The following is a 21,739-nucleotide window of genomic DNA, read 5'->3' on the forward strand; positions in this document are numbered from 1 at the left end:
CGGAGTCGACGGGTCCGGCCGGCTTGCTGTGGAAGGTCGGGCGGCCGGACCCGGGATTCGAGGGTGGTTCAGGCAGCGCGCTGTTCCTCGGGGTAGGCGCAGGTCACGCACGATCCGAGCGTGGGCGGGATGACGTATCCGGCATCCCGGCGGCACTCGGGGCAGGTGCGGCGGGCGCGCATCATCGCGGCGTGGGCCCGCCACCGGCCCGGGGTCATCGGACGGACCGGTTTCGCGAGGTCGACGCGGTACAGGTAGGCGACCAGGGGCGGGCGGCCTCGCCGCCGGGGGCGTTCGAGCTGGGCGGCGACGTCCTGACCACCGGGGCGCAGGTCGCGGGCCCGCAGTTGGCGGCGGGTGGCGTAGCCGTCCGGGGCGAGGTGCCACCGGAAGACCGGCAGCGTGCTCACGCCGCGCCGCGCCGTCCGGGACGGCGGCCGGCCACCGACCCGAGCAGGCGCCCGAGACGGGCCCGGCGGGGGCCAGACCGGCCGGACCGCTTGGCCACGTACATGGCCTCATCAGCGCGACGCAGCAGCGCGGACAGGTCCTCGCCCGGGTGGTCGACGGCCCGCACCCACCCCAGTGACACCGTGGTGTGCACGTCGGGGGCGGTGTCGACCGGCCGGGCGAGGACGCGGGCGAGGGTGTGCAACCGGTCGGCGGCCGTGCCGTCGCGGTCGACGACGACGGCGGCGAACTCATCCCCACCGAGTCGTCCGACAACCCCGCCGGGGGTGGTGCCGTGGGCGAGGCGGGCGGCGACCGTGGCGAGCAGCACGTCACCGGCCGCGTGGCCGTGGGTGTCGTTGATCTGCTTGAAGTGGTCGACGTCCGCCAGCACGACCACGGCGCGAGGGTCGCGCAGCAGACGGCGGGCCCGCCGGGTGAACGCGTCCCGCGTCCACAGCCCGGTGAGCGGGTCACGGCGGGCGGTGGTCAGCCGTCCGTGCAGCCACCGGGCGTGTACCGCCCACCCGATGACGGGCGGCACGGCCGGTAAGAGCGCGGCGAGGGTGTTCACGACGTCACCGCCGTGGTGGCGCGTTCGGCGAGCAGGGCGTCACGCAGCATGCGGGCGTTCGCGGGCGAGGTGCGCAGGGCCCGGCGGATGCCCTCCCCGGTCACCTCAGCATCCGTCAGGCCGGCCGTCGCCTTCCGCGCTTCCGTCATGAGCTGATCGGGAGTGCGGCGGGTGCGGGTCGACTTGGCGGCGACCGGGACACGGCCCGTCGCCCGACGCGCCACGGTCGACGCGGCCGGGACCGAGCGGGCGGGCGCCGGGGCGATCGGGACCGGCTTCACCGCCGGGACGACGGCGGGCATCGGCTTCATGCCGCCGCCCGACTTGCCCAGGTCGACCGGCGCCGGGTCGGGCACCGAAAGCCGCGTCAGCGCGACCGTGGCCGGGGTCGATACAGGCAGGTCAGAGGTAGACCGTTCTCGACTACTTCCAATCGATTCCTCCGCATTTGCGACCGGAGAGGAATCGAGGGCCGTCGTGCCGAACATCGATGCGAGGGCCGCGTCCGCGCCGTCGGTGATCCGGGTGCGCTGGACGTCCAACAGCCTCGATCCGAGCGCTGCGTCCCCGACCCCGACCTTACGGGCGAGGCGCCACGACGCCCGATCGGACCGCTTCCGCACCCGGCTCACCGGGTGATGGGTGGCACGGGCACGGTGGTAGGCGAGGGCCTGAACGATGTCGGCGGTGCGCTGTTCGTGTTCCGCGTCGCGGCCGTCGGTGTGCACCACGATCCGGCGGGCCAGGAACGCCATGCCCTCAGCCGAGACGGACATGCCCATCGGAGTCAGCGCGTAGACGACCGTGCGGCCCGGGTCCGGCGCGGCCATGGCGCCCATGACGGCGGCGGCGGCCGGCAGCGCCCACAGCCCGATCCGTACGACGCAGGGCGAGGACTGGCCCAGCATGGTCAGTCCCAGCAGGACCAGGGCGAGGACGGCCGTGGCACCCTCACCGGCACCAAGGGCACCGAGCGCGGTACCGGTGCCGTAGGCGTGCCCGATGTTGCTGTACGTGCCGATACCGCCGACCACGCCCGTGGCGAGCATGGGCACGAAAGCGGCCGTCAGCACACCGATCTGAACCCTGGTCAGCGGCTTGCGGGTCTCCTTCACGCCGCTTCCCCCGTCCCCGCCCGCAGGCCACGAACGGACCGCAGGAACGGCACCGTGCGGGTCAGCGCATCGGCGTACAGGGCGTCCCAACCGGCGATCTCGTCACCGGCCTCCGCCTCCGCCCGCAGGTCGGCGAGGATGTCACGGGCCGCGTCCTCACGGGCGGCCCGCTCGCTGTCCGTCTCGGACTCCAGCGGGCCCCGGAACAGGTCGATGTCGATGCCGAGCGCCAATTCCGCGAACTCGGTTTCGTTGTGGGCTTCCTGGCCCGCGACGAAGGTGCGCATACGCATGGTGGATCTCTCCTTGACTGTGTCGGGATGGAGACCGGGGCGGCGGGTTGTCCTTGTCCGGGAGCCGCCGCACCGGATTGGGGGCCAACGCCGCACGTCGCGGCGGGCCAAGTGCCCCGGACCGAACTCGAACCGGTCAATGCCTACGGGGCCCGCGATCTTTGCCCTTGTCTCACCGCACGTATCGGCTCCGCCCGCCCGGCAGGGGCGGCATGGGGAGAAGGTGCTTGCTGCTCTCGTGTGCGGCAGGGCCTACGGCTTATCGCTGTTGCCTGCATGAATCTGACGGCCGCTCTTCCCGTGTACAGGTTGCGGTGCGTCCTCTGTTGAGTTCTCAAGGAACCGGCGCTTCCTTTGAACCCCTTTCGAGGGCCCTCCGGGCGCTGCGCGAACGGCGTACACACCCCGCATCACTGCGTGGTGTGTATTACCTACCACTCACGTTGGCAGATGGATTCCGCGCCGTCAACCGGTGGTTTTCGACTCGGACCCGCCGGCCTTCTCGTGCGGTGGTGGTTCAACTGTCGCCAGACGGCGAGGACTTCGGGAGCGTGTACTTGGGGGTGCACTCGTGCACTCCTACGTGCAATCCCTCTGCACCGTGGCCCTGACCTGCGTAGAGTGACGATGAGTCAAGCTGGTACTACGGCCGCTCTCTGGGGGTTCGATGGCAGACCGGAACGCCGGACTGGCCGCGCTCATGCAGGAAGCCGACTTCTCCCACAAGTCCCTTGCTCGCGCGGTGGTCACCGCCGCCGCTCAGTCAGGCGAGGACGTCACCTGTGACCACACGTACGTGACCAGGTGGCTCAAGGGCTCCATCCCGCGCGGCAACATGCCGCAGTTCATTGCCGACGCGATCGGGCGCAAGGTGGGGCGACGCCTCACGATCGATGACATCGGGATGGGCGACGCGGCAGTGTCCACCATGCAGCCCGAGTTGGGGCTTGACTTCGCGGACAGGCCGGAGAGCACGGCCAAGACCGTGGCCGACCTCTGGCGTGCCGACCTTGCGGACGCTGAGACGCTGGTTAGGGCCCTGCCGGATTCTGCGGCTTGGAACACCGCGTCCCTCCGCTGGATCGTGGCCCCTCCGGACGGAGAGCTGACACGGATGGGCAACCGTGCGGTCGGCGCGGTGGACGTGGACATGGTGCGCTCGACAGCCGACGCGTTCAGCATGCTCGATGGCAAGTTCGGCGGTGGCCATGCCCGACGGGCGCTGATTCAGTACCTGCACACGGATGTCCGGCCAATGCTCGATGGGAAATACTCCGACGACATGGGCAGGCAACTGCACTCAGCCGTGGCGGAGGCGCTCCTACTCGCCGGATGGATGTCGTACGACAGCGGCCTTCACGGCATCGCTCAGCGGTACCTCATCCAGGCACTACGCATGACGCAAGCGGCTGGTGACAGGCTTCTCGGCGGAAGCGTCCTGTCCGCCATGAGCCATCAGGCCACGTTCCTGGGGCGGTACCAGGACGCTGCCACGCTCGCACGTGCCGCGTACACCGGCCCCGGTTCCGCACTGGGGCCGACGATGGCCGCGCAGTTCCGCGCGATGGAGGCACGGGCACTGGCCCGACTCGGGGATGAGCGTGGCTGTGACCTCGCCCTTGCGGAGGCGGAACGCAAGCTCAACCAGCGGACGGCCGACAGTGACCCGCCGTACATTGCGTACTTCGACGAAGTGGAGCTTGCTGCCGAGATAGGCCACTGCTTTCGCGACCTGGGGCGTTCCGTCGAAGCTGCGCAGCGAGGTGGAGTCTCCATCTTCGGCGACGGCCTGAACAACCGAAGCGACTTCTTCGCGACGATGGTTCAGGCTGAGACATACATCAATCAAGGGGAGATCGGCCGTGGATTCGATATCGCGCTGAGCGCGCTGCAACTCGGCGAGGGGTTGAAGTCTGCACGCTGCATTCAGTACGTGCGGGAATTCCAGGGACGCGTCACGGGTGGGATGAGGCGGGCCACGGAGTTCCACACATTCGAGGAACAGGCCCGTGGCTTCCGCCTCTGGCAACAGGCATGACGTTTCTAGAACGGCGCCCAGTCCCGGCGAGACCCACCCGAGCGTAGGCTTTGCACCCGCTTCTCAACTTCCTCAGCAGCGCGTGGATTGGTGCTGGCATTCTGAGAAAGCCATGTGACCATGAGGAGTTCTCGGATGCTCCGCAGAACTGTGTACCCGGACCATTCCCGCACGTCGAACCCATACCCAGCGACGAAATCGGCGTACTCGGCTTCTGTGTGCCAACCAAAGCTGTCGTAGTACATGGCAGTCTGCATGAGGTCCCACTCCCGGGGGCCCGTAACGAAACCGTCCAGGTCGATGACCTTCGGAAGACCGGCCGCGTCATGCAGGACGTTCCCCACGTTGAAGTCCCCGTGCAGATGACCCGCCGGAAGCTCGAAGCGGAGACGGCCGTACTCAGCCGCCAAATCTTCGGCCATGGACTGGAGAAAAGCGCGGGTAGCATCCGGAATGACGGCACGTTTCAAACGCTGCGCAACTCTGTCGAAAGGCTCAAGCGACGGGAGCGAAAAGGGCGGCGGCTCCAAATCGTGAAGCCGCCGCAGCAGTGCGCCCATTTCTCCCGTACTCGCGTATGAATCTCCGTCGGAGAGACCTTCCCAGAACGTCACCGGGTGGCCCTTAATGACAACCGGCTGTTCGGCCGCCGTGACGAGTCGAGCAGCCGGATATCCCTCAGACGCGAGCCATTCCGCAACAGCCACTTCCCTACGTACAGAGGGAAGCCGATCGGGACTGCGGCCGACCCGGGAGACGATACGGCCGCCGTCCACACGGAAAACCGCATGGTCGCCGAACCGCAGCATCTCGATTCCGTCCGGGTCCAGGTCCGCGACCTCGCATGCCTTGCGCAAGATGGCGCCCGCCGCGTCAGCGTCAAACTCAGTTCGTTCGGTCGTCGTCATGCCGTCTGAGTCCCCCGTTCGACCGGCAACGCACGTACTTCCCGCCCTCGCGCGGCACCTTTGCCGATGAGCCCTTGACCCTCCATCAGCGCGATGGCGGAACGGACGGCAGTCCGTGACGCACCGAACCGCTCGCACAGTTCCTTCTCCGTCGGGAAGCGGTCGCCAACCCTGACCCCGTCGGCGCGCAACAGGTCGGTCACCTTCTCGACCAACGGCCGGCGGTCGCCAGTCCCCGCCACGAACCACCCGGCACCCTGTACCGACTCGATGACGCCCTCAGCCCTGAGCGCGGCAAGCGCCCGCTCGATGGTGCTGCGGCTAACGCCGTACTCGCTCACGAGCGCCGCCTGAGAAGGCAGTGCCTCAGTGATCTTTCCGTTCCTAAGCTTCTCGCGGAGAGATTCCGAAACCTCCAGGTATGTACCTCGCGGACTGCCCTGCGGCACGTGGCCCTCCCCTTCATCGGCCTCGTCGGCGTTCGATGGCGCCTCACTCCAGCTTCCCATGGGCGTGCTGCCACTCAGTAGGTGCACCAGGGAATCCACCCACCGATTTTCGTACTGACGTTCGACTTTCCCTGAACTCCTGCATATCACCATTCCGCTGGCCACAATACCTCTACAGGGAGGGCGTTCTCACAAAGGACGCTTGCATGGGCATAGAAGGATAGATATGAGCTGGCAGCCTGTCGTAGATGAAATGTCCATCATGAAGGGGCTGCGATTGATATTCCGCAGCAACGGGGAGGAAAGTGGGGACTTCACCCTACGCGACCCCATTCAGATGCTCGAAGGAAAGACGATCAGCGGGGTAAGCAGTACTGAAATCTCCACAATCGTAACTCACCTCAACCAGGCAAAATCAAAGACCGAGAGCTCTTTCCGGTGGGAAAAAGAAGCAGAATTTTCCCTGGTTTCGCTCGACTCAATCGGCGCCTTCGATAGATTTTTCGAAGACAAAACATTCACGGGCCAAGGTGATAATCCTGTAACTTTCAAAGTCGGTAGACCGTCCCGAGAGTTCGCCGCCTATCTGCTTTGTATAGTTGCGCAAAATCCTACCTTTCTGACGTCGCCGAGAAACAGGATGATACTGAACCGACTCAGAGGCAGCGACCGACAGGATTTTACGCTGGTGCGGAACGGTCGCCCGCTCGAAACTGATTCGCTGTTTGATCTCCTTTCAGCGGGTTTTCGCGCTACGACATTGCGTATTACCGCCGCCAAAGCTCGATCAGATTTCGAGACGCTTGCCAACTCTTTCCTATTCCATGCCGCTTACAACACCGATGCAGCGGCTCGAATCGGTCTAGAATCGATGTTTCGGCCGCAGGCTATCCAACGGGTCCGGAGGACCCAAACTGGCGCCCTTGACGCACCACGGCAAACCTATGACGCGGACCTAGTGCATCACTACCTCATGGGCGTCGCCGCAGAAATTCCACTACTGGAATACCTGGCCTACTATCATATCGCTGAGCACTTTTTCGGGAAGGTGTTCAATGAGGATTTGATAAACCAGGTGCGGTCAGGTATCACCGATCCATCTTTCTCCGCGCGCCGAGACAAGGATATCCAGTCCATCGTTCGGATTGTCACCAAAATTAAAGGTCAGATCAAAGATGAGGGCGGGGTGAACGAACAGCGCTCACTGCAATTGGTGCTCGATAGATTCGTCAGCATTCCTCGCCTCGTAACCGACCTGGACGCCTACGACGCCAACCTGGTCGACTACTACGCAAATAGCGACGTCCCTTTCGCCGGCGCAAGCAAAGTAAGCATTCGCGCGAACGATGAAGAGGCAGTGCGCGGCGCAATCGCAAAAAGAATTTACAAGGTTAGGAATGCCTTGGTTCATGCCAAAGAAGGAGAACTGCCAAAGTATGCGCCCTTCGCCCACGACGAGGAGTTGGCTCGCGAAATTCCCCTGATGCGGTTTGCAGCAGAACAGATAGTCATTGCACAGGGAAGGGTCCTGTGACCTTCCGGACGCCCCTTAAAGCCCTAGCTCTCATGGAGACGCCATGCCAATGTCCCACGCCAACACCCTCGTGCCCACGGACAGTGCCTCCGAGTCTTGGAACCTTCAGTGGAAGCTCATGTGTCCAGCCTGTGGAATCTCTGAGGTCGAACAAGCAGCCGCCGGAGGTGACCACGGGGCGGTAACCGTGCAGCCCGACAGGGACGACTACGACAGTCCCCTCGGCACCCGAGGCGGATACGTGCGGGTCGACCTCACTTGCGCGGCTGGCCACGGCTTCGCCCTCATTGTGGGCAACCACAAGGGCGAAGAGTTCGTTGGCGTCATCCCTCGCGTCTGAGTCGAGACCTCGGCTCTGAGGCCGCTCGTTGTCCTGGTCTTTGTCCAGTGCACCGACGGCCGCCCCCGTCCGCCGCCGTACGCGCACCCCCTTTGACCTGCCGCGCGAACCCCCACGGACGTCCTCGAACAGTCATGCGGACAGTTGGAAAGCGTGTTGGGGGCAACCCCTCACGAGTTCGAATCTCGTATCCTCCGCCAGTGCCTTCACCGGGCACGTTGTCGAAGGGCCCCACCGTCTGCGGTGGGGCCCTTCGACGTGTGCGGTCCACTCGGGGGCGGAGGACGTCGGCGGGGCTGACGGTGGTGTCGTCCGGCGGGTCATGACAGCGCGTACGTCGCGGTCGTTGTCGTCGGCGCCGTCCAACTGCTCGGGCTCGCAGCCGTCCCGGCGTGTCAGGTCGCGTACGGCGAACTCGACCGCACGGTGGTCCAGGGCGTCGATCTCGGCGGGGCGGAGAGGGTCGACGGGGGGGGTGTGGCCGGGGCGCGGGGGTGGAGTGGGGTATTCCGGGGCTTTATTCGGCCACTTCGCCATCGGTCCGACGGCCTCGTACCTTCATATGCTGGTCAGGGCGGCCCCGGTGGGGATGACGGTTCGTTCGGTGGCCGAAAAAAACCGCTTACCACAGTCGCTCAGCGTGCTAGATTCCGTCCGGATTCGATCGAACGTGTTTCGCACTCCATCGATGTCGGGGGCAGCGAAGCGGACTGGTTTATTCCGGCCGAGCAGCCAGTGCCGAATAGTCCAGTGCAGATCGAACATGAAGAACGGGGGGGACACCGTGTCTGGAGCAGCATGCCGCCATGCGGCGGTTTCGGCTTTTCAGGTTCGCCGCAACGGTTAATCGCATGGCTTGCCACTCGACGACGTTTATTTCTCTCTCGCGTCGCCCTCGACATCCCGTTTGTCACGCACCGGAAGAATAGGGGATCTTCGTGCGTATACGCACCATGCTGACCATTGCGGCCGTCGGATCGATGGCACTGACCGGCATCACCGCGGCTCCGTCTCTGGCCGCCGACGAACCGGGCACGGCGCCTGAGATCGTGTCGGACGTCCTCACGCCCGAGGAGGAGGAGCAGGTCCACGCGGAGGCGGACCCCGCCAACAAGGTGGACATGTATTACAAGGGCGAGAAGGTCGACCCGGCATCCGACTGGGAGGGCGCGGACATCTGCGCCGAGGTGTCGGAGGACGGCACGATGCAGTGCTTCGACAGCGACGAGGAGGCCAACACGTTCCTCGCCGCGCACGCGCCCACGGCGGAGACCCGGGCCGGGGCGAAGCAGGCGCTGGTGGCCGGGGCGGCGGAGCCCGCGGAGGTGACCCTGGTTCCCGCGGAACAGGTGACCATTCTGAAGTACCAGGACTGCCCCAGCGGCTGGGTCTGCCTCTGGCAGGACGCGAACTACTCCGGCAGACGCCTTCAGTGGCCCACCTACGACACGGCCAAGACCCGCCACCTCGACCAGTACTCGCCCTCGTTCCGGGACAAGGCCTCGTCTGCCTACGTCAACCGGCCGCAGCGGGGAGTCGAGCTGTACGACTTCCGCACCGGGCTGCCCGACCCCCATCTGTTCCTGGGAGCCGGGTACAGCCTGTATCCGAACTTCAAGAACATCAGCTATGTCTACGGGGGCAATTGGAACGACAAGGCTGACGCCATCAAGTTCTGATCCGGCCATCTGACCAGTACCGGCACGCCCGACTCGGCGTGCCGGTATTCTGGCGTCTCACGTCCGACGTCCCGTATCGGCGTCTCTTATCCGGCGTCTCTTATCCGCGTTGCCTAACCGGCAACTCCGTATCCGACACGAGCATGCGACGGAGAACCCTGTGAAGCCCACCCCCCGCACGGCCGCCGTTCTCGCGCTCGGCGCTGTCCTGATCGCCGGAATTTCCGCGTGCAGCATCGAGACCTCTGCGAAAGCCGACAAGATCGGAGTCGTGGAAAAACTTCCGGAAGATCTGGATCAGGCGAAATCGAAGGAGAACGCCCAAGAGTTCCGTTCCTGGGTCGATGCCCATGGAAGCGCGCAGGAGAAGGACGCGGTCGGGCGGGTGCAGCGCATCATCGGCGAGTGGAACAAAAGGACCGGAAACGCCTATATCTCCACTGACATCAGCGCCGGGAAGACTCAGGAGAAGGACCCCCAGGCGGCCGCCTCCGCGATCGCCAAGGCGTTCGGCGACTGGCAGAACTCGGATCAGGGGTATGCGTCGGTCTACGACGTCTCCGGCAACGCGATGATCACCAATTACAAGTTCTGAGGGCTCTGTCGGGCGGGGGGGGCTTGGGTCAGGGCTCGCGGAGGAGGCCCAGGCCGGCGAACATTTCTCTGCACCACTGGAGTGCGCTGTCCAGGGATTCCCACTGGCTGTCCTTGGGGGACAGGAACGGGAGGATGTAGGCGTCCGTCAAGGTGCTCGTCAAGGTGTCCGGGAGGTCCTCCGGGTAGCAGTCGTACGGGGCGTAGCCGTAGTTGTTGTCGTACATGCGGCGCGCCACCGGTTCCGGGGCGCTGTCCCAGGCCGCGAACCACAGGCGGCGGAGCATCGTCGGGTGAGCCATGACGTACATCAGGCGGGCCGTGTCGAAGGGTTCCGCTGGGGAGATGACTCTGGCCACCGAGGCGAAGCGGTCCGTATCGGTCACGTACGTGCAGAAACCGGACCAGATCTCGACGCTGTGGCCCGTCGCGATGATGGCGGAGCAGAGCGCGGCCAGCGCCACGCCCCGGTTGTGGACGGCCGAGTGCGGGGTCTTGTTGTTGTAGCCCGTCGGGATCAGGAACGTCACGACGCGGCCCCGCGCGGACATCCGCTGCGGTACGGCGTCCACCATGCACTCCGGCGTACCGCTCAGGTAGACGCCGACATCCACCTCGCTGCCCGTCACGTCCCAGGCCGGGACCAGCGAAGTGGTCACGACCTCGTCCGCGACCCGCTCGCGCAACTCGGCCACCTCGGCGTCCACTTCGGGGAGCACCGTCGTCCAGCCGTCCTCGGCCAGCCGCAGCGCCTCCTCCCAGGAGCCGCCCGCCCACTCGTTGTTCGGGTAGTGCCGGCCGTCGCCGTTCTCGATGGAGTCCGGGGCGCGGGCCCGGTCCATGAACTCCTGCCAGGACCACATCGGGGGGAGGGATTCCGCCGTGTCCTGGGGGGTGGGGTGCTGTTTGGTCATGCCGTTCCTTCCGTCATGACCAAGGTTCCGCTCCCCGTCATGACCGGGTTCCGCTCTCCGCCGCGAGCGGGGCCGCTCCCCGTCATGACCGGGATCCGCTCTTGGGTTTCTGGGCGGGGCCGTCGGACTTCGTCAGGCCCAGCGCCGAGCGGTGCGCCTCCGACATCCCCCTGGTCACCCGCCACCGGACCACCTGTTCCACGCTCGCGCCCGCCTGGAGCAGCTTCGCCGCGTCGATGCTGGCCCGGGGCGAGAACATCACCGGCAGCCGCTTCTCCGCCGCCGTCGCGCGCAGCCTCCGTACCTGCTTGAGCACCTTGCGGGCCGCGCCCTCCTGGTCCGGTGCGTGCGCGAGCGCGATCCGCTCCTCCAGTTCCTCGTCCACCGGTACGTCCACCACGACGAAGCGGTCCAGCGTCGCCGCGTCCAGCGCCTGGCGCCCCACGTACTGGCGGTCCCCGCCGGTGCCGTACGTGTTCGCCGTCGCGACGAGCCGGAACTCGGGGTGCGCCGTCACCATCCCGTCGGCGAAGGCGCAGGAGCGGATGGACAGCGCCTGGTTCAACTCCGCGAGCAGGCCCGGGTGTCCGCTGTCGAGTTCGTCGAGGAGCATCAGGCCGCCGCGCTCGAACGCGCTGCGGAACGGCGTTCCGTGGTATTTCCCGTGCGCGTCGTAATACCCGAAGATCTTGCTCATGGGCGTGGTCGGCCCGAGGGACAGGGCATGGAACTCCTGGCCGAACGCCTCCGCCGCCTGCTTCGCCATCATCGACTTCCCGGTCCCCGCGGGCCCCACCAGCAGCACCTGGCACCCGGCGCCCAGGGTGAGCAGCACATCCGGGAGTACGGAGTGGGTGTGGCCGCTGACCCGGATCGGCTCGGCCCGCGCCACCCGGACCTCCACGACGGGCGGCACACTCTCGGCGACCGTCGCGGTGATCGTACGGACCGCCTCGGCCCGCGCGAACTCCCCCGCCGCCTGCGTGATGTCCTGCCGCGCCTGCTCCAGCTCGCGGCGCGCCCGCGCCAGGATCTCCTGGGCGTCGCCCTGGACCTTTCCCAGGGCTTCGGAGAGTTCCCTGCGGGCGGTGGAGAGCGTTTCCTTCGATTCCGTACGGGCGGTGGAGAGGGCTTCGTTCGCCTGTTTCCAGGCGGTCTCCAGGGTTGCCTTTGATTCCTCGCGGGCGGTGCCGAGGGTCATGTCGGAGCTCTCGCGTACGGTCGCGAGGGTCCGCTCCGACTCGGCGCGCACCTTGTCGAGCGTCGCCGCCAGCTCCTCGCGCGTCTCCCGCAGGGACGACTCGGCCTTCTCGGTGGCGAGTTCGGCGGCCGTCTTCTCCGCCACCTGCCGCGCGGTCTCGGTGGCCGTGTTCCCCGCCGCCGTCTCCGCGGCCCGGACGATCTCATCGGCCTGGGCGACGCGTTGGTCGGCGATGGCGTTGGCGACCTCGGTGGCGACCTCGGTGGCCGTCGTCGTCATGGTCTGGAGTGCGTAGGGCGATCTGGCGAGGGCGTCCGCGTAGCGCATGACGGTCTCGCTCGCTACGGCACCCGCGATGTCCCGGACTTCGGCCCTGGTGTTGTCGCGCATGCGGGGATTCTGACGGAGGGGGCCGGGACCCCTCCCGGCCATCAAGAGATTCGCACCTTCTTCGCACATTTCTGCCGGATACGGAATTGGGGGTGGCGTGGGAGTGGAGGGGAGGTGGGCGGAGTGGATTGGAGCGGGGGTGGGCGGAGTGGAGTGGAGTGGATTGGAGTGGGGGTGGGGGGGCGTTTTTGTGGCGCGGTACAACCGTCCGGCTTCGGCGGGAGTCTCTTTGGCGAATGCTTTTCCTTTGTTTTCCCTCGCTTTGGCGAACCATGAAGGAAGGAATCCCTCTTATGTCTCAACGGCATCTCCTGCGCACCACCGCCGTCTCTCTCGCCCTCGCCCTCTCCGCCACCGCCTTCGCCGCCGGTTCCGCGTCCGCCGCGCCCCCGGCGTCCGCCCACGCGGCCGGCGCTCCGGTCCGTACGGCGCCCGCGGACGTCTCCGCCGCCGCCACCGGCTGGGAGGTCTCGCTCTCCGGGCCCAGCGCCGCCGAGTCCCTGATGTCCGTCTCCTCCGTCTCCGACGATCTCGCCTGGGCCGCCGGGAGATCGGGCGGCAAGGGCGTCATCATGCGCTGGGACGGTTCGGCCTGGGCCGAGGAGACCGCCCCGGGGCTCCCCGCCGTCTGGCAGTGGTCGGCGGTCAGCGCCGTCTCCGCCGATGACGTCTGGGCGTACGGAACCCTGGTCAGGGACCAGGTGCTGGCCCACTACGACGGCACCCGCTGGTCCGCCGTCCCCACCGTCGGCCCCTCCGACGACTCCTGGCCCGAGGTGCCGATCGCGGCCGTCCCCGGGCGGCTCTTCAAGGGCGGCAACGGGCTCTACACGTACACCGACGGTGCCTGGACCACCTTCGAACTGCCCGCCCGCGTCGACATCCGGGACATCGTCGCGCTCTCGGCGGACGACGCCTACGCCACCGGCATGCGGTACCCGGTGAACGGCGGCCACCCGGTCACGTACCACTGGGACGGCACCACCTGGACGCTGCTGCCGCAGGCCCCCGTACGCGCCGGCACGGACACCGCGAAGATCGCCGCCGACGGGCCCGACAGCGTCTACGTCGCCGGCTGGGCCGACGGCAGCGGCGGCGGTGCGCCCATCCCGAGCGTCGCGCACTGGGACGGCACCGGCTGGACGGACATCACCGGCGCCCTGACCGAGCTCTACCTGCACGCGATCGTCCCGGACGGGGACGGCGGGCTGTGGGCCGCCGGGACCGACAAGGCCCACCCCGCCTACGCGGAGCCGGTCTTCTGGCACTTCGACGGCGCCACCTGGAGCAAGGAGGCGGGCGCGCCGACGCCGGACAGCGACCCGGCCCGGCCGGGGTACACCTTCTACGACCTGGCGCCGGTCTCGGGGGGTACGACGGCGGGCCCGGGGAGCGGGGGCTTCTGGGCCGTCGGTGATTACTCGCTGCCTCTGGACTCCAACGGTGACCAGACGGTGCGTGCCCTGATCGAGCGGTCCGTCACTCTTCGCTGACCTCGGCGTGGGCGGCCGGCGGGAGTCCGACGACAGGGCCCAGGGCCCCTCGGCCTAGCCGTCGGCCAGCAGCGGGTCGTACGGGGTCGAGCGGCGCCGCCCCGACATGAAGGCCAGGAAGTCCTTCACGAACGCGGCCCGCGAGTACCCCGCCTCCGGGTCCGCCACGGTGCGGCCGAAGCCGGTACGGAACAAGGCCCGGTACTCCTCCGCGTCGATGAACTGGTTGCCGTCCTTGTCCGTGGCGTCGAAGAGCACCTCGGCCACCCTGATCAGCGCGGGACCGGCGAGCGACGGTACGGCGGCGGCGTACTCCCGCCTGCTGATCCGGCCGTCTCCGTCGGTGTCGAGCGCCGCCTGGAGCTCCCGCCACCACTCGGCGTACGCCTGGTAGAGCCGGGTCTCCTCGGGCTCGTCCAGATCGAGGCGGGAGGACAGCTCCCGGGCCATGGCCGCCAGGTCGGGCCAGTCCAGGGTGCCGTTGCCGGTCTGGTCCAGCACCTCGGTGAAGAACTCGTCGGCGCTGCGCGCCGGTTCGGGAGCAGCGGCGGGAGGGGAGTGGTAGGGGCCAGGGGTGGCGGGAGGGGAGTGGGGGCCAGGTGTGGCGAAAGGGTCGGGGTCGGTCGCGGGGGCGGGGTACGCCGTGGGGAACGGGGTGACCAGGCGGAGCAGGGCCGCCGCCCGGTGCATCCGGTCGCGTAGCGCGGAGAGCGGTACGGCGCCGGGCTCACCGGCCCCCGGGAAGGGGGACGGTCCGCGGGACGGGGACCGGGGTGTGTACAGGAGATCGATGACGGCCTCGGTACGGAGCAGGTCGTCCGGGAGGAAACGGGCCAGCCCCGCCGTCAGGTACGCGCTCCGCATCAGCGTCCGGGCGCCCGGGATCTCGGGCAGACCCGCCCGGCGCTGGAACGGCTCGGGGAGCGAAGCGACCGTGACCGTACCGATGACCGGACCCGCGAGCGCGCGGCCCGCCGCCCAGAGGGTGGGCAGGCCGTGCAGGACGGGCGGGGCCGGGAGGTGGTCGAAGAGCCGGTAGAGGATGATGCGGACGGCCTCGGTGTTCTCCAGTTCCTCCGCGATCACCCGGTCGTAGTACGGCCAGAACTCCGCCAGTGTGGCGGGGAGATGGCCCGCGTTCCCGGCCGCGTTCCTGGTCGCGTCGTCGGCCGCGTTCCCGGCTGCCCCGCTTGCCGCGTCCCGGCTCGTGTCCCGGCTCGTATCCCGGGCCGGGGCTCCGTCCTCGGCTTCGCCCCGGGCTCCGGCCTCGCCCCTGTCCCCGGCTCCGTCCTCCGCCTTGTCGGTGCGGGGCCCGGCCGCCGTCCCCTGTCCCTCCAACACCCCCAGGAACGCCCTGAATTCGTCGTAGAGCCGCTCCATCGTCGCCTGGTCCAGGGGCTGTCCGCTCAGCCTGCACATGGTGACCGAGCTTTCGAAGAGCGTCGCCACCACCCACGCGCGGACCTCGGGGTCCATCGCGTCGTACGGCCGTTCCCGCGCGTCGGTCCCGCTCAGCCGGGCGTGCAGCCGGTTGAGCCGCGCCGCCTCCCGCTGCCGTACGTCGTCGTCGGCGCCGAACATGCGCTGGAGGCTGACCAGGGTGTTGCGCAGCCGCCGCCACGGGTGCGCCACGAACGTCGAGTTGTCGGCCAGCGCGGCACCGACCTGGGGGTGCGCGGCCTCCAGCACCGTGGCCCTGATGACCGCCAGCGCCCAGCGCGGGTCGTTGAAGAAGCGGTGGAACTGCGAGTCCGGGCCGAAGAGAGAACCGGGAGGGGGCGGGGTCACGGGGGGAGGCGGCGTCACAGGAGGGGGCGGGGGCGGGGTCACGGGCGGGGGTCTCCGTTCGCGTACGGTGCCACGCCGCCGAAGCGGCGGTCGCGCAGCCGGTAGGCGCGCAGGCACTCCAGGAAGTGCGGGGCGCGGAAGTCGGGCCAGAGCACCGGCGGGAAGACCCACTCCGCGTAGGCCACCTGCCAGAGCATGAAGTTGGAGATGCGCTGCTCGCCGGAGGTCCGGATGACCAGGTCCACATCGGGCGTGTCGGGAAAGGGCAGGTGCGCGGCGAAGGACCGTTCGTCCACCGCCTCGGCCGGCACCCCGTCCCGGATGAGGGAGCGCGCCGCCGCCACGATGTCCCCGCGGCCCCCATGGCCGAAGGCCACGGTCAGCGTCATGCCCCGGTTGACGGCGGTCAGCGTCATCAGATCCGCGAAGTCCCGGGCCAGCGGGGCGGGGATCCGGGGATCCGCCATCCCGAGGAAGCGGCAGCGGATGGAGCGCGCGTGCAGCAGCGCGGCGTGCTTGCGCACGACCTGGCGCACCAGCTCCATCAGGAAGTCGACCTCGCCGCTGGGGCGCCGCCAGTTCTCGGAGGAGAACGCGTACAGGCTCAGCCACTCGACCCCCGCCGTGCGCGCCGCCTCGATCACCTCGATGACCGTGGTCTCCGCCGCCCGGTGGCCCGACGTACGGGGCAGCGAACGGAGCGCCGCCCAGCGGCCGTTGCCGTCCATGACGCAGGCCACGTGGCGGGGCGAGGGGCGGGGTGCGGGACCCGGCGCGGGACCGGGCGCGGGTGCGGGATCGTGGTGAGGGTGTGACGGTGGCTGCGTCACGCGCGCTCCCCTCCCATCCCACTGGGCCGGCACTCGGCAGCCGGTACTCAGCAGAGTGCCGGGAGCGGGGACCGGGCGCCCTGGCCTCGGGGGAGATTCACCCCTGGTACATCAGTCCGAAGCCGGAGCCGGTGTCCGGTCGGTCGGTTTGCCGATCGGTTCGCCGGTCGGTTCGCGGGGCGGTTCGGCGGTCGGTTCACCGGTCCGCCTCAGGTGCGTCAGGACCGTACGTACCGCCTGTTCGATCGCCTCGGCTGCCTCCGCCGCCTCCCTCGCCCCCGCCGTCTCCGCCTCGGGCTCCTCCGGAGCGAGCGCGTCGAAGCCGTGGCGGGCCCGGGGCGCGTCGATGACCTCCACGTTCGCGCCGTGGGCCGCCGCCGCGCCCAGGAACTCCTCGACCGTCGCCGCGATCTCCGGGCGCTCCCGGCCCACCCGGGTCAGCACGACCGGCAGCCGCCCCGCGCCGCCGAGCGCCGCCACCGGGCGGAAGCGCGGCTCGACCAGGCTCCAGCCGGGGAGCGGGGCCAGTACGGGGTACGTCGCCGCCGCGCAGCGCAGCCAGGGCGGCGGCGCCGCGAGCCAGTCGGCGAGGAGGAGGCCGCCGCCCGAGAAGAACCAGAGGGCGATCCGTTCCCCGTCGACGCGCGGATCGGAGCGTACGCGCGCGACCGCCTCCGCGATGTCCTCGGCGGCGCGGCGGTAGTCGGTCAGGCCGTGCAGCCGGTGGTCGACCGTGACGCCCACGGCACCCAGGCTCGCCGCGTACCGCGCGTAACCGACGAACACCGGCCACTCCCTCGGCGTCGGGCGGGCGTCGGCGGGGACCGGGCCGCCGTGGACGAAGACGACCGCCGGGGCGGGTGCGGAGGCTGGTGCGGGTGCGGGGAAGTACGCGGTGGTGCGCTCCGTCAGGTCGACTCCTCCCCTCTCGGCTCCCTCGGCTCCCCCGGCTCCCCCGGCTCCCTTCCCCTCGGCTCCGCGCCCCGCGTCCTCCGGGACCTCCAGGGGGAAGCGGCCCAGATGCGGCGGGGGCTGATGTGCGGGTACGGGTGCCACCCGGCGCCCCTCGTCCGCCGCCGCTGCCAGCAGTACGCGCGCCAGTTCGTCCGGTACGGAGAGCATCGGCCAGTGCCCCGTCGCCAGCTCGAAGAAGCCGACCCGGGGGTGGGCCAGTGCCTGGAAGCGGGGCTGGCCCGTCGCCACCGCCATCTCCACCAGCGCGATCCCGGAACCGTCGGCCGTGCAGAAGACGCCGGTGGTCGGGAGCGCGGCCAGCGCGTCCCGGTGGCGGAGCCGGAGCGGCCGGGTGAGCGTGGCCAGCGGCTGCGGGGCGGCGAGCCGGGCCAGCCGGCGCAGGGCCGCCTCGGGGACGCCGGCGGTACCGCCCCAGCGCTCCGGCTCGTCCACCGGGGGCGGCGGAACCAGCCACTCCGCAACCGCAGCCGCAACCGCCCCCGCCGCCGGCCCCGGCCCCGGCTCCGCTGCCCCTGCCGCTGCCCCCGCCGCTGCCGCCACCCGGTCGCGTACCGCCTGGTCCGGAGCGAGCGCGAGCGGCGCGTCGCCGTCCTGGGCGAGGCCCGCGTCCAGGTAGACGACGCGGGCGACCCGTTCCGTACGCCGGTCCGCCGCGCCCAGCACCGGGTGGATGCCGTAGCAGTGGCCCACCAGAACGACCTCCCGCACGGGATCCAGGGCGGCCACCCGGTCCACCACCTCCACCACATCCCGGATATGCGTCTCCAGGTCCGTGTCCGGGGACGCCTCGGCCCGGCGGTCGCCCATACCCGTGAGCGTCACCTCGTACGCCTCCGATCCGGCCGCGCGGAGCGGGGCGGCCACCTCCCGCCACACCCAGCCGCCGGTGTGCGCCCCCGACACCAGCACGAACGCGGTCGTCGCCATGGCCCTGCCCTTCCCTCGGATCCCTCACCCGCCGGATACGCGGGCAGCGGATACGCGGGTACGGTAAAAGCTGCCCTCGGGGGAGGTTCAAGCCATGGACGACACCGGCGGTCTGTGGAGCATCGGAGAGCTGGCCCGGCGCGCCGGCGTCACCGTCAAGACCGTGCGCTTCTACTCCGGCCGGGGACTGCTGCCCGAAGCCGGCCGCAGCTCCGGAGGCCACCGCAGATACGGCCGCGACGCCCTCGACCGGCTCCGCCTCATCCGCTCCCTCCGCGCGCTCGACCTGCCGGTCACCGACGTGGGCACGGTCCTTGGGCAGGAGCCCGGACAGGAGGGCGCGGTACGGGAGGACGCCCTGGAGGAGGTGGTCGCCGGGCGGCTGCGGCTGCTCGGTACCCGGCTGACCGCCCTGCGCTGGCAGGAGGCCGCCCTCCAGTCGCTCCGCGACTGCCCGGACGGCGAACGGGCCGAACGACTGCGCCTCGTCGGCGCCCTCACCACCCCGCCCGACACCACGGCCCTGGCCCGGTTCTGGCGCCGCGAGCTGCCCGCCCGGCTGCCCTCCGCGCTGCGCGCCTCGATCGTGGACGCGGTCGTTCCGCACCCTCCGGACAACCCCTCCCCCGGCGACGTACTGGCCTTCGCCCGGCTGCACGCGCTCGTCACCGGGGCCCGTCCGCCGGTCGACCACTGGCGTTCCCCGGCGGGGCGTTCGATGTGCGGCAGGACCGACGAGGAACTCCGGCCGGCCGTGCTCTTCGAGGGGCTGCGGGAGGCGTTCGCGCTGGCCGCGACGGAGGTACGGGCCCACCGCGCCCCGTATCCGGGCGGCGCCCTGGAGTGCTTCGTCGCCGCCCACGCCCGTACGTACGGCGCCCGCGACACCCCGGTCTTCCGCCGGCGGCTGCGCGTCCTGCTGAGGGCGACCGCCGATCCCGTACTCGACCGCTACTGGGAACTCAGCGCCGCCCTCACCGGCCCCGGCGAACCGACCCTGGGCGCCGCCCAGGAGTGGCTGCGGGCCGCCCTGGAGACGGAACTCGCCGGGGATCCGGCCCCGTTGGGACACCCCGGGGTACCCGCCTGAACCGGCCCCTCGGCGCACCGGATGACCCGGCCCCTCAGTGCACCGAGATCAGTGCACCGAAAGCCCCCCGTCCACGAAGACCGACTGCCCGGTGACATAGCCGGAGCCCCGGCCCGCCAGGAAGACCGCCGCCGCGGCGAAGTCCTCGGCCAGACCGTTCCGGCCGACCATCGTGCGGGCGGCCAGGGCCGCCACCTGCTCCGGGTCCGCGGAGAGCCGGGCGTTGAGCGGGGTCATCACGAAACCGGGGACCAGGGTGTTGCAGGTGACGCCGTACGGGGACCACGCCTCCGCCTGGGAGCGGGCCAGCGACTCCAGCGCCCCCTTGGAGACGCCGTAGGCGCCGCTCTGGACGAAGGCGCGGTGGGCCTGCTGGGAGGTGATGGGATGATCCTGCCGAAACCGTTCCTAGTCAGTGAGCAGGAGTGGGTCTTGGACCCGGACCTGGTCACTGCGGACACCCCGAACGGTTGTGGATGTCCTGGTCGCCCGCGTACTCGCCGCGTCCGGCGGCACGGATCGTGTCCGTGGTCCGGGGATGCGGGGGCGGGGTTCCTCACGCCCAGGGTTGCCCGGTGGGGCCTGGGCGGTCCGATGCCCGTGCACATCGCTCTGGTGTGCACGGGGCGGTGCCGTCCGTCGCCGGACCGGGTGTCCCTGGGCGCGTCGTCCGATCGCGATGCTCGCGGCATCGTGCCGGGTGGTCGTGCGTCGCGGGGTGGTGAGGGGTTTTTTCCAGTGCTGGGCGCCCCAGCGGGAGGTGTAGGCCGGATCGACCGCCACGACCGCGATACCGTGCTCGGCGGCCATGGAGACCAGGCGGGCCCGGAGCCGTGCGGTGGGGAAGCGGGAGATCAACCGTCGGAACCGCTTCCGCCGCCCGTGCTTCTCACGGGTCTTCTCCCGGGCGAAGTCGAGGTCCTCGACGGCGATCGCGGTCACTCCGCATCGCTGGGTCCAGTGGAGGAGGCGGGTGAGGGCGTGGCGGATCTGGGCGTCCCGGTAGAGAGCGGTGCCGGTCAGGTCGTAGAAGAAACGGCGCGGGTCGCCGACGGGGTTGCCGTGAGGGTCCAGATGCCAAGCGGCGAGATGGTCGTCGTTCATGTCCACCCCGACACACCCTGCCGTCAGCGCCGCGCCCAGCGGAACGACCGGCACGGCTTTGCGCTGCCAGGCGGCCGTCACGTACCAGCGGTCCCGGTCCGTGTCGTGGTGCAGGGTGTAGGCGATGGCCCGGTCGGCGGTGACCCGGTCGGCCCACTCCTCGCCCCGGTACGCGAACACCACCGGCTGTTCAAGGGCGTACCGGCCGTGCGGGGCGTTGGCGAGGTGGGCCAGCGGCGTGGGGAGCTTGAGGGAGAGCTCCCCGTTCGGGGTGATGCGGATGGTCTCGTTGCCGTACCTCTTGCCCGATTCCCCGTCCGCCGACAGGAACAGGCGCGCCGCCTCCCACAGCTCCCGCCACCCCACCTCCGTGAGCTGCGCCTCGGCAAGGTGGTGGCGGGTGTTCGCGAGACGTTTACCGCCCCGTACGACCCGGACCCGTCCGGCCCGCCAGTCCGCCACCGCCCGCTCCCGACGGGCTTCCAGGACGGTCAGGCGGCGGGACTTGGCGTGCCACTCGCGCCGGGAACGGTAACCACCCGGCACACGCCTGGTCCCCTTCTCCCCGACCGGCAGGGACAGACGGTGACGGACCGTCGCGATGCCCGCCTCCAGGCCCCGGATGTGGGCGGCCTGGCTCCGGCGGGCCAGCGCCCACTGATCATGGGTGGCCTTGGTGATACTCCCGGCCCACCGCGACGACGACCGCCCCGACAACACCCGCTTGCGCACCGCCCAACGCCCCGCATCATGAGCCAGACCATCACGGCAACGCACCGCCAGATCTTCTGAGGCCAACGACCCCAGCCACCCGCCCACCTCCGCCAGCACCCGCACCTCACCAGCGGACAGACGCAGCCGGGTACGCACCGCGACACCCGCCGGGCCGGGCACGACGAACGGGGCGGCCAGCACCCGAGACTCTCCCATCCACCCCACCCCCTCCGCGACCCCGACCGGACCTCCGCCACACCACCGGCATCCCGGTGTCGAACAGGACAACGAACCACCGCCCCAAAAGTCACCCAACCAGCCCAGACCTCCACCCACAGC

The 21,739-nt window shown here is 69.6% G+C and carries 18 protein-coding genes and 1 pseudogene; 6 read left to right on the forward strand and 13 right to left on the reverse strand.

The window, feature by feature from the left end:
- Positions 1-68: 68 nt before the first annotated feature.
- From AB0O07_RS33120 to AB0O07_RS33135, 4 genes are read right to left on the reverse strand one after another with little or no spacing between them, the layout of a single operon-like run.
- On the reverse strand, positions 69-410 hold the full coding sequence (locus AB0O07_RS33120; protein WP_362266381.1) for an RRQRL motif-containing zinc-binding protein: 342 nt from the start codon (positions 408-410) through the stop codon (positions 69-71).
- Positions 407-1,024: a GGDEF domain-containing protein gene (locus AB0O07_RS33125; RefSeq protein ID WP_365640425.1), complete on the reverse strand. Its 618-nt coding sequence runs from the start codon at positions 1,022-1,024 to the stop codon at positions 407-409. The genes AB0O07_RS33120 and AB0O07_RS33125 overlap by 4 nt, the downstream gene beginning before the upstream one ends.
- Positions 1,021-2,139, reverse strand: a complete 1,119-nt coding sequence (locus AB0O07_RS33130; protein ID WP_365640428.1) for a conjugal transfer protein — start codon at positions 2,137-2,139, stop codon at positions 1,021-1,023. Before AB0O07_RS33130 ends, AB0O07_RS33125 begins: the two co-directional genes overlap by 4 nt.
- A complete protein-coding gene (locus tag AB0O07_RS33135) occupies positions 2,136-2,426 on the reverse strand; it encodes a hypothetical protein (protein WP_365640537.1) in 291 nt (96 codons plus the stop codon). Before AB0O07_RS33135 ends, AB0O07_RS33130 begins: the two co-directional genes overlap by 4 nt.
- Positions 2,427-3,099: 673 nt before the next feature.
- On the opposite strand from AB0O07_RS33135, the gene AB0O07_RS33140 reads away from it, so the two are divergent.
- Positions 3,100-4,470, forward strand: a complete 1,371-nt coding sequence (locus AB0O07_RS33140) for a hypothetical protein (RefSeq protein ID WP_365640429.1) — start codon at positions 3,100-3,102, stop codon at positions 4,468-4,470.
- A gap of 5 nt (positions 4,471-4,475) precedes the next feature.
- Here the strand turns inward: AB0O07_RS33140 and AB0O07_RS33145 are convergent, their stop codons facing one another.
- Positions 4,476-5,378 carry an aminoglycoside phosphotransferase family protein gene (locus AB0O07_RS33145; protein ID WP_365640431.1) on the reverse strand — a complete coding sequence of 301 codons (903 nt, stop codon included), beginning with the start codon at positions 5,376-5,378 and terminating at the stop codon, positions 4,476-4,478.
- On the reverse strand, positions 5,375-5,827 hold the full coding sequence (locus tag AB0O07_RS33150) for a GntR family transcriptional regulator (protein WP_365640539.1): 453 nt from the start codon (positions 5,825-5,827) through the stop codon (positions 5,375-5,377). Before AB0O07_RS33150 ends, AB0O07_RS33145 begins: the two co-directional genes overlap by 4 nt.
- Before the next feature lie 226 nt (positions 5,828-6,053).
- On the opposite strand from AB0O07_RS33150, the gene AB0O07_RS33155 reads away from it, so the two are divergent.
- The 3 genes from AB0O07_RS33155 (at position 6,054) to AB0O07_RS33165 (ending at position 9,975) form a co-directional block, all read left to right on the forward strand.
- A complete protein-coding gene (locus AB0O07_RS33155) occupies positions 6,054-7,361 on the forward strand; it encodes a hypothetical protein (protein WP_365640433.1) in 1,308 nt (435 codons plus the stop codon).
- 1,278 nt (positions 7,362-8,639) lie between these two features.
- Positions 8,640-9,380 (forward strand): peptidase inhibitor family I36 protein, encoded by a 741-nt coding sequence (locus AB0O07_RS33160; RefSeq protein WP_365640435.1) that lies wholly within the window; start codon positions 8,640-8,642, stop codon positions 9,378-9,380.
- 160 nt (positions 9,381-9,540) lie between these two features.
- A complete protein-coding gene (locus tag AB0O07_RS33165; protein WP_365640437.1) occupies positions 9,541-9,975 on the forward strand; it encodes a hypothetical protein in 435 nt (144 codons plus the stop codon).
- Between the two features lie 28 nt (positions 9,976-10,003).
- Here AB0O07_RS33165 and AB0O07_RS33170 read toward each other — a convergent pair whose 3' ends face one another.
- Together AB0O07_RS33170 and AB0O07_RS33175 are read right to left on the reverse strand one after the other, a co-directional pair.
- Positions 10,004-10,888 (reverse strand): hypothetical protein, encoded by an 885-nt coding sequence (locus AB0O07_RS33170; protein ID WP_365640440.1) that lies wholly within the window; start codon positions 10,886-10,888, stop codon positions 10,004-10,006.
- A gap of 82 nt (positions 10,889-10,970) precedes the next feature.
- The gene (locus AB0O07_RS33175; protein WP_365640442.1) at positions 10,971-12,479 is read right to left on the reverse strand and encodes an AAA family ATPase; all 1,509 of its coding nucleotides are present in this window, start codon (positions 12,477-12,479) and stop codon (positions 10,971-10,973) included.
- 293 nt (positions 12,480-12,772) lie between these two features.
- On the opposite strand from AB0O07_RS33175, the gene AB0O07_RS33180 reads away from it, so the two are divergent.
- The gene (locus AB0O07_RS33180) at positions 12,773-13,972 is read left to right on the forward strand and encodes a hypothetical protein (RefSeq protein WP_365640444.1); all 1,200 of its coding nucleotides are present in this window, start codon (positions 12,773-12,775) and stop codon (positions 13,970-13,972) included.
- Positions 13,973-14,026: 54 nt separating this feature from the next.
- Here AB0O07_RS33180 and AB0O07_RS33185 read toward each other — a convergent pair whose 3' ends face one another.
- The 3 genes from AB0O07_RS33185 to AB0O07_RS33195 all read right to left on the reverse strand — a co-directional run bounded on the left by AB0O07_RS33185 (position 14,027) and on the right by AB0O07_RS33195 (position 18,492).
- Positions 14,027-15,760 carry an oxygenase MpaB family protein gene (locus AB0O07_RS33185; RefSeq protein WP_365640446.1) on the reverse strand — a complete coding sequence of 578 codons (1,734 nt, stop codon included), beginning with the start codon at positions 15,758-15,760 and terminating at the stop codon, positions 14,027-14,029.
- Between the two features lie 38 nt (positions 15,761-15,798).
- Positions 15,799-16,500, reverse strand: coding sequence for a polyprenyl diphosphate synthase (uppS, locus tag AB0O07_RS33190; protein WP_365640448.1), 702 nt, complete (start codon positions 16,498-16,500; stop codon positions 15,799-15,801).
- 201 nt (positions 16,501-16,701) lie between these two features.
- Positions 16,702-18,492, reverse strand: a complete 1,791-nt coding sequence (locus AB0O07_RS33195) for an alpha/beta hydrolase (protein ID WP_365640450.1) — start codon at positions 18,490-18,492, stop codon at positions 16,702-16,704.
- A 94-nt stretch (positions 18,493-18,586) separates the two neighbouring features.
- On the opposite strand from AB0O07_RS33195, the gene AB0O07_RS33200 reads away from it, so the two are divergent.
- Entirely contained in the window at positions 18,587-19,582 is a 996-nt protein-coding gene (locus AB0O07_RS33200) for a MerR family transcriptional regulator (protein WP_365640453.1), read from the forward strand.
- Between the two features lie 48 nt (positions 19,583-19,630).
- Here AB0O07_RS33200 and AB0O07_RS33205 read toward each other — a convergent pair.
- Both AB0O07_RS33205 and AB0O07_RS33210 read right to left on the reverse strand, forming a co-directional pair.
- Positions 19,631-19,986 (reverse strand): annotated as a pseudogene (locus AB0O07_RS33205) (SDR family oxidoreductase); the annotation flags it as partial.
- A 4-nt stretch (positions 19,987-19,990) separates the two neighbouring features.
- Entirely contained in the window at positions 19,991-21,616 is a 1,626-nt protein-coding gene (locus AB0O07_RS33210) for an IS200/IS605 family accessory protein TnpB-related protein (RefSeq protein ID WP_365640454.1), read from the reverse strand.
- Positions 21,617-21,739 lie beyond the last annotated feature (123 nt).

This window comes from Streptomyces sp. NPDC093085 (assembly GCF_040683935.1).
Taxonomy (GTDB): domain Bacteria; phylum Actinomycetota; class Actinomycetes; order Streptomycetales; family Streptomycetaceae; genus Streptomyces.

Coding starts and splice junctions, on each gene's coding strand:
- AB0O07_RS33175 (WP_365640442.1), bottom strand. CDS start 12,479: ATGCGCGACAACACCAGGGCCGAAGTCCGGGACATCGCGGGTGCCGTA.
- AB0O07_RS33180 (WP_365640444.1), top strand. CDS start 12,773: ATGTCTCAACGGCATCTCCTGCGCACCACCGCCGTCTCTCTCGCCCTC.
- AB0O07_RS33210 (WP_365640454.1), bottom strand. CDS start 21,616: ATGGGAGAGTCTCGGGTGCTGGCCGCCCCGTTCGTCGTGCCCGGCCCG.
- AB0O07_RS33135 (WP_365640537.1), bottom strand. CDS start 2,426: ATGCGCACCTTCGTCGCGGGCCAGGAAGCCCACAACGAAACCGAGTTC.
- AB0O07_RS33145 (WP_365640431.1), bottom strand. CDS start 5,378: ATGACGACGACCGAACGAACTGAGTTTGACGCTGACGCGGCGGGCGCC.
- AB0O07_RS33195 (WP_365640450.1), bottom strand. CDS start 18,492: ATGGCGACGACCGCGTTCGTGCTGGTGTCGGGGGCGCACACCGGCGGC.
- AB0O07_RS33200 (WP_365640453.1), top strand. CDS start 18,587: ATGGACGACACCGGCGGTCTGTGGAGCATCGGAGAGCTGGCCCGGCGC.
- AB0O07_RS33155 (WP_365640433.1), top strand. CDS start 6,054: ATGAGCTGGCAGCCTGTCGTAGATGAAATGTCCATCATGAAGGGGCTG.
- AB0O07_RS33170 (WP_365640440.1), bottom strand. CDS start 10,888: ATGACCAAACAGCACCCCACCCCCCAGGACACGGCGGAATCCCTCCCC.
- AB0O07_RS33140 (WP_365640429.1), top strand. CDS start 3,100: ATGGCAGACCGGAACGCCGGACTGGCCGCGCTCATGCAGGAAGCCGAC.